At 62.2% G+C, this 6,609-nt stretch carries 5 protein-coding genes and 1 tRNA gene; 5 read left to right on the top strand and 1 reads right to left on the bottom strand.

Annotation, left to right across the window (positions count from 1 at the left end):
• Nucleotides 1–147: 147 nt before the first annotated feature.
• Genes NKH01_RS28355 through NKH01_RS28365 form a run of 3 tightly spaced genes read left to right on the top strand, consistent with a single transcriptional unit; the run spans nt 148 to nt 3,803 of the window.
• Nucleotides 148–1,071 carry an ABC transporter permease subunit gene (locus tag NKH01_RS28355; protein ID WP_023718440.1) on the top strand — a complete coding sequence of 308 codons (924 nt, stop codon included), beginning with the start codon at nt 148–150 and terminating at the stop codon, nt 1,069–1,071.
• Nucleotides 1,064–2,182: an ABC transporter permease gene (locus NKH01_RS28360; protein ID WP_023718439.1), complete on the top strand. Its 1,119-nt coding sequence runs from the start codon at nt 1,064–1,066 to the stop codon at nt 2,180–2,182. Before NKH01_RS28355 ends, NKH01_RS28360 begins: the two co-directional genes overlap by 8 nt.
• Nucleotide 2,183: 1 nt before the next feature.
• Nucleotides 2,184–3,803, top strand: coding sequence for an ABC transporter ATP-binding protein (locus NKH01_RS28365; RefSeq protein WP_353023469.1), 1,620 nt, complete (start codon nt 2,184–2,186; stop codon nt 3,801–3,803).
• 63 nt (nt 3,804–3,866) lie between these two features.
• Here NKH01_RS28365 and NKH01_RS28370 read toward each other — a convergent pair.
• Nucleotides 3,867–3,943: transfer RNA gene (locus NKH01_RS28370), tRNA-Pro, on the bottom strand.
• Between the two features lie 205 nt (nt 3,944–4,148).
• On the opposite strand from NKH01_RS28370, the gene NKH01_RS28375 reads away from it, so the two are divergent.
• Together NKH01_RS28375 and NKH01_RS28380 are read left to right on the top strand one after the other, a co-directional pair.
• Nucleotides 4,149–5,663 carry a phosphomannomutase/phosphoglucomutase gene (locus tag NKH01_RS28375; RefSeq protein WP_502912687.1) on the top strand — a complete coding sequence of 505 codons (1,515 nt, stop codon included), beginning with the start codon at nt 4,149–4,151 and terminating at the stop codon, nt 5,661–5,663.
• A 15-nt stretch (nt 5,664–5,678) separates the two neighbouring features.
• A partial coding sequence (locus NKH01_RS28380) for a mannose-1-phosphate guanylyltransferase (protein WP_353023473.1) occupies nt 5,679–6,609 on the top strand: 931 nt, incomplete at its 3' end.

The raw sequence follows: 6,609 nt of genomic DNA on the forward strand, positions 1-6,609 counted from the left end.
CGCAACTCGATGCGCGGCGGCGCTGGTTTGCCATCGCATCGGCCCGGGAACCGGATTCGATTTTCGACAATGTCGGTGCGAAGATTTGAAGGCTAGAGCGCAATCGTCCAGTTGGACGCGCGCTGCTCTGGATCAAGCGGGGCACCGATGCTGCGTTACGTATTTCGGCGGCTGCTGACCGCCATCCCGACGCTGTTCGTCATCGTGACCATAGCGTTCTTCCTGATACGCGTCGCGCCGGGCGGCCCGTTCAACCAGGAGCGGGGCCTGAGCCCCGAGATCAGGGCCAATCTCGAAGCCCAGTTCGGGCTCAACGACCCGCTCTGGCTGCAGTACCTCCATTATTTAGGCAATCTTCTGCGCGGCAATTTCGGCCCCAGCTACAACATGCCGGATTTCACCGTCGGCGAGTTGTTCAGGGAAGGCCTGCCTATCTCGATCCAACTCGGCGCTTCGGCGCTCGTTCTGGCGCTGCTTCTCGGCAGCGTGCTCGGCACTGTTGCCGCGCTCAACCAGAACAAGCTTGCCGACTATTCGGTGATCGCGTTGGCGACCGCCGGCAGCACCATTCCGACCTTCGTCATCGCTCCGGTGATCCAGCTTGTATTCGGATTGACCTGGAAGCTGCTGCCGATCGGCGGCTGGGGCGATGGAGCCGTCATCAATAAGGTCGGCCCGGTGCTGACGCTCGCTCTGCCGCAGATCGCCATCGTCGCTCGATTGATGCGCGGCTCGATGATCGAATCGCTGCACTCGCATCACATCCGCACCGCCCGCGCGCTTGGGTTGTCGAACTGGTCGGTCGTCGTCAAGCATGCGCTGCGCGGCGCCATCCTGCCGATCGTCTCCTTCACCGGTCCGGCGGCCGCAGCCCTTCTCACCGGCTCGATCATCGTCGAGACCATCTTCTCTATCCCGGGCATCGGCCGCCATTTTGTCGTTGCCGCACTCAATCGCGACTACACACTGGTGATGGGGACGGTGGTGGTCATCGCGCTCTTCACCATTGTCTTCAACCTGATCGTCGACGTCCTCTATGGTGTCGTTGATCCGAGGGTGCGCTATGACTGATATCGCAGTTGCAGCACCGGTCGTCGGCCGATCCCTGTGGGGGGATGCGTGGGCGCGCCTCAAGGCCAACCGCGCGGCCATGTTCAGCCTCTATTATCTTGCCTTCATCGCCGTCATCAGCGTGTTTGGACCCTCTTTCGTGCCGCACCAATACACCACCATCTATGGCGACTATGTCCGCACGCCGCCGAGCTTCTCCGCCTATCCAAAGGCCGACATGATCGAAGGCGCTCTCGACGAGGCGATCAGGCGTATGCGCGTCGACATCAAGGAGTGGCGGCAGGAGGGCAGCCGTGTGTTCGTTACCGTCAGATCGTCCAAGCCGATCGACGACCGCAACATTCGCTACCTTGATCGTTCCGATACCTTCGATGACACAAAGATCGAGAGCAAATCGCCGGACGGTCTCGAAATGGTGATGAGTGCATCGATCAAGCAGCAATATTTCCTGTTCGGCACCGACAATACCGGCCGCGATCTCCTGTCGCGAACGCTGATGGCCGGGCGCATATCGCTGGCCATCGGCCTGCTTGCCGGCATTGTGGCGGTGGTGATCGGCGTGCTCTATGGCGCCACCGCCGGCTTTGCCGGCGGCAGGGTCGACGAGGTGATGATGCGTATCGTCGACGTGCTTTATTCTTTGCCGTTCATCTTCTTCGTCATCATGCTGGTGGTGTTCTTCGGCAGGAACTTCGTGCTGATGTTCCTGGCCGTCGGCGCGGTGCTGTGGCTCGACATGGCGCGCATCGTGCGCGGACAGGCGCTATCGATCCGCCGGCAGGAATATGTCCAGGCGGCGGAGGCGATGGGCGTCGGGCAGCGCGGCATTCTGCTGCGCCATGTGATCCCCAATTTGCTCGGGCCGGTGGTGATCTACATGACGCTGCTGGTGCCGCAGGTCATCATCCTGGAGAGTTTTTTGTCGTTCCTCGGGCTCGGCGTCCAGGAGCCGATGACCAGCTGGGGCGTGCTGATTTCGGTCGGCGCCCAGAATATCGGCTCGGCCAACTGGCTGCTTTTGTTCCCGGCCTTCTTTCTCGTCTCGACATTGTTCGCGCTGAATTTCGTCGGCGATGGGCTGCGCGACGCGCTCGACCCGAGGGATCGTTGAGATGGCTGCTTCCGAAACCATTCTCAGCGTCAAGGATCTTCGCGTCCGCTTCCGCACGCTCGACGGCGTGGTGGAGGCGGTGAAGGGCATCAATATCCATGTTAAATCAGGCGAGACGGTAGCCGTCGTCGGCGAATCCGGCTCCGGCAAGAGCCAGACGATGATGGCGGCGATGAGCCTGCTGGCCTCGAACGGCGAAGCCACCGGGAGCGTCGACTACCGCGGCCGCAATCTTTTGACCCTGAGCAAGCCCGAGCTCAACAAGATCCGCGGCCGCAAGATCAGCATGATCTTCCAGGAGCCGATGACTTCGCTCGACCCGCTCTATTCGATCGGTAGCCAGTTGATCGAACCGATCCGCAAGCATCGCGGGCTTGGCGCCGCCGAGGCGCGCGAAGAGGCGCTCAAGCTGCTGCGGCTGGTCCATATTCCAGATCCGGAGCGGCGGATGAAATCCTATCCGCACGAGATGTCGGGCGGTCAGCGCCAGCGCGTCATGATTGCCATGGCGCTGGCCAACGACCCCGACATATTGATCGCCGACGAGCCGACGACGGCGCTCGACGTGACCATCCAGGCGCAGATCCTCATGCTGCTCGCCGAACTGCAGCGCAAGCTCGGCATGGCGATCGTCTTCATCACCCACGATCTCGGAATCGTCAGGCGCTTTGCCGACCGGGTCTATGTGATGCGCTATGGCGAGGTCGTCGAGGAGGGCGAGGCGGAAGCAATCTTCGTCAACCCGCAGCACGCCTACACCAAGATGTTGCTTGCCGCCGAGCCGACCGGCACCAAGGCCCCGCCGCCTCCGAATGCCCCCGTCCTGCTCGAAGGCAGGAACGTCGAAGTGACCTTCAAGATCGGCGGCGGCTTTCTTGGTGGAGAACCGCTGATATTGCGCGCTGTCGATAGCATTTCGATCCGGCTGAAGCGCAACCAGACCATCGGCATCGTCGGCGAATCCGGTTCGGGAAAGTCGACGCTCGGCCGCGCCTTGCTGCGGCTCCTGCCCAGCGACGGCATCATCCGGCTTGGCGACCGCGACATCTCCCACGCCGACCGCCAGGCGATGCGGCCGCTGCGGCGCGAATTGCAGCTGGTCTTCCAGGACCCGTTCGGCTCGCTGTCGCCGCGCATGACCGTCGGCCAGATCATCACCGAAGGGCTCCTGGTCCACGAGCCCAATCTGTCGGGCAGGCAGCGCGATCTCCGCGCCGTCGATGCCTTGCTCGAAGTCGGGCTCGACCCGAACACGCGCAACCGCTATCCGCACGAATTCTCCGGTGGTCAGCGGCAGCGCATCGCCATTGCGCGCGCCATGATACTGAAGCCGAAAGTGGTGGTGCTGGATGAGCCGACCTCGGCGCTGGACCGCTCCGTGCAGAAGCAGATCGTCGAATTGCTGCGCAAGCTGCAGGCCGACCACGAGCTGTCCTATCTGTTCATCAGCCACGATCTCGCCGTCGTGCGCGCCATGGCCGACTACATCATCGTCATGAAGCAGGGCAAGATCGTCGAAGAGGGGCCGGCGGAGGCGATCTTCAGCAATCCGCAGGCAACCTATACGCAGACACTGATGGCCGCGGCCATCGATGTGACGCGATTTCGCCTGAGCGCATAGCGCGATTGGTCAAACTGCGGCGGATGGTGGTTGTTTCGGGAACAGCTAAGCCGCTGTTTTTTCTGGTCGGAGTGGCAGGATTTGAACCTGCGACCCCATCGTCCCGAACGATGTGCGCTACCAGGCTGCGCTACACTCCGTGACCAGACCGCGGGCTTATAGCCGCCGCGTTTGGTTACTGCAAGCGCCAATGGCAGCGCTTCCGTCGCATTTCTTTCGCTTTAGCCGCTACGTCATACAGGTTTCAGTTTCCTGTCGCACAAACACGGCTTAAAGGGGCTTCTAGGCAACCGTCCACTTGCCTCGAAGCATCTGATTCAGCCGCCTGGAGTTGCAGCCTTGTCGATGAAGATCGTTAGCGATGTCAAACCAAACACTTTTGAGTTCGAAACCTCGGCGTTGATCAAGCCATCCGGGTTTCGCGAATATGATGCGCGCTGGTGGTTTGGCCATCCCGGTTCGAACGAGCCGCCGGAGCTCAATCTGATCGGCGTCCAGGCGCTCGGCATGGGGCTCGGCACGCTGATCTGCCGTCTGGGTGCCGGACCCGACATCGTCACCGGTCACGATTTCCGCTCTTATTCGCTTGCCATCAAGCTGGCGCTGGTTTCCGGGCTGATGGCCGCCGGCGCGCGGGTCAAGGATGTCGGGCTGGCCTTGTCGCCGATGGCCTATTTCGCCCAATTCGCGCTCGACACGCCGTCCGTCGCCATGGTCACCGCCTCGCATAACGAGAACGGCTGGACCGGCGTCAAGATGGGCGCGGCGCGCCCGCTGACTTTTGGTCCGGAGGAGATGAGCGCGCTGAAGGCGATCGTGCTCTCAGGCGATTTCGACCTTGTCGGTGGCGGCTCCTATGACTTCGTTGCGGATTTCCGCAAAACCTACCTCGACGATCTGACAGCGGGAAAGCGTATCTCGAGGAAGCTCAAGGTGGTGGCCGCCTGCGGCAACGGCACCGCCGGGGCTTTCGCTCCCGAGGCACTGGAAAGGATCGGCTGCGAGGTGATTCCGCTCGACGTCGCGCTCGATCATACGTTTCCCAATTACAATCCCAACCCCGAAGACATGAAGATGCTGCACGCCATTCGCGACAAGGTGCTGGAAACCGGCGCCGATGTCGGGCTCGGCTTCGACGGCGACGGCGACCGCTGCGGCGTGGTCGACAATGAAGGCAACGAGATCTTCGCCGACAAGGTCGGCGTCATGCTCGCGCGCGACATCTCACACCTCTATCCCGGCTCGACTTTCGTCGTCGACGTCAAGTCGACCGGCTTGTTCATGACCGACAAGGTGTTGCGGGGAAATGGCGCGGTCACCGACTATTGGAAAACCGGTCATTCCTATATCAAACGGCGCGTCGCCGAGCTCGGCGCTGTCGCCGGTTTTGAGAAATCGGGCCACTTCTTCTTCAATCCGCCGATTGGCCGCGGTTATGACGATGGCCTGGTCACGGCCATCGCCATCTGCCAGATGCTGGATCGCAGCCCGCAAAGCAGCATGGCCGATCTCTACCGCGATCTGCCGCTGACCTTCGGCACGCCGACCATGTCGCCACACTGCGCCGACGAGCTCAAATACGGCGTCGTCGAGCGGGTCGTAGGCGATGTTCGCAAGATGAAGGACGAGGGCGCGGTCTTCGCCGGCCAGAAGATCGCCGAGCTGATCACCGTCAACGGCGTCAGGGTCGTGGCGGAGGATGGTACCTGGGGGCTGGTGCGGGCATCATCGAACAAGCCGGAGCTTGTGGTGGTGGTCGAAAGCCCGGTATCGTCCGAGCGGCGTCGCCAGATGTTCGAAGCCGTCGACGCGGTGCTGCGCCGCAGCCCGGAAGTCGGCGCCTACAATCAGACCTTTTGAGCGGGACTTATTTTCATGACCGAACGGATCGTCAGTTTTGTGATGAGCGGCGGCATCGGCTCGCGGCTGTGGCCGCTGTCGCGCGAGGACAATCCCAAGCAGTTCCATGATTTCTCCGGCGACGGCTCGATGCTGGCCAAGACGCTACGCCGGCTGACTGCGCGGCCGGAAGGCGAAACGCCGGTTTTCCTGATTGCCTCGGAAAGGCACGCCGACCGCGTTCATGCCGACATTGCCGGCCACGAGCTTTCCGGCGGCGGCCCGCTGTTCGAGCCGACCGGACGCAACACTGCCGCGGCCGTCGCTTTGGCAAGCCTGCGCACTTTGTCCGAATTCGGCGACAGCCTGGTGCTGGTGGTGCCGTCCGACCATGAGATCGCGACCGCGCAGCAATTCTGGCGGAGCGTCGAGGCCGGCACGGCGGCGGCGCGCGAAGGCAGGCTGGTGGTGTTCGGCATCAAGCCCACCCAACCGGAGACCGGGTATGGCTACATCGAGGTGGCCGGCGAGCGCGATGGCATCTGCGATGTCTCGCGTTTCGTCGAAAAACCCGATCTCGCCACCGCGCAGAGCTATCTTGAGGCCGGCAATTTCTACTGGAACACCGGCATCTTCCTGTTTCGCGCCAGTGCCATGCGCGACGCGTTCATGGCTTTCCAGCCAGACATCTGGAGCGCCACAGAGGCTGCCTACCAGGCTGCGACATCGGATCTTTCCGGCCTCTACATGCCTCTGGAGCTCTATGCCGCCATCCCTTCGACATCGATCGACTATGCGATCATGGAGCGCGCCAGCGGCATCGCCATGGTGCCGGCCGGCTTTCGCTGGAACGATCTCGGTTCCTGGCAATCGCTGCTCGATGTCGGGCCGTCCGACAAGCAGGGCAACGTCATTGTCGGCGACGTCGTCGCCATCGATTGCGAGAACTCCTATATCCGCAGCGACG

The organism is Mesorhizobium sp. M1403, assembly GCF_040317695.1.
In the GTDB taxonomy this organism is placed as follows: Bacteria; Pseudomonadota; Alphaproteobacteria; order Rhizobiales; family Rhizobiaceae; genus Mesorhizobium.

Coding starts and splice junctions, on each gene's coding strand:
- NKH01_RS28355 (WP_023718440.1), top strand. CDS start 148: ATGCTGCGTTACGTATTTCGGCGGCTGCTGACCGCCATCCCGACGCTG.
- NKH01_RS28360 (WP_023718439.1), top strand. CDS start 1,064: ATGACTGATATCGCAGTTGCAGCACCGGTCGTCGGCCGATCCCTGTGG.
- NKH01_RS28365 (WP_353023469.1), top strand. CDS start 2,184: ATGGCTGCTTCCGAAACCATTCTCAGCGTCAAGGATCTTCGCGTCCGC.
- NKH01_RS28375 (WP_502912687.1), top strand. CDS start 4,149: ATGAAGATCGTTAGCGATGTCAAACCAAACACTTTTGAGTTCGAAACC.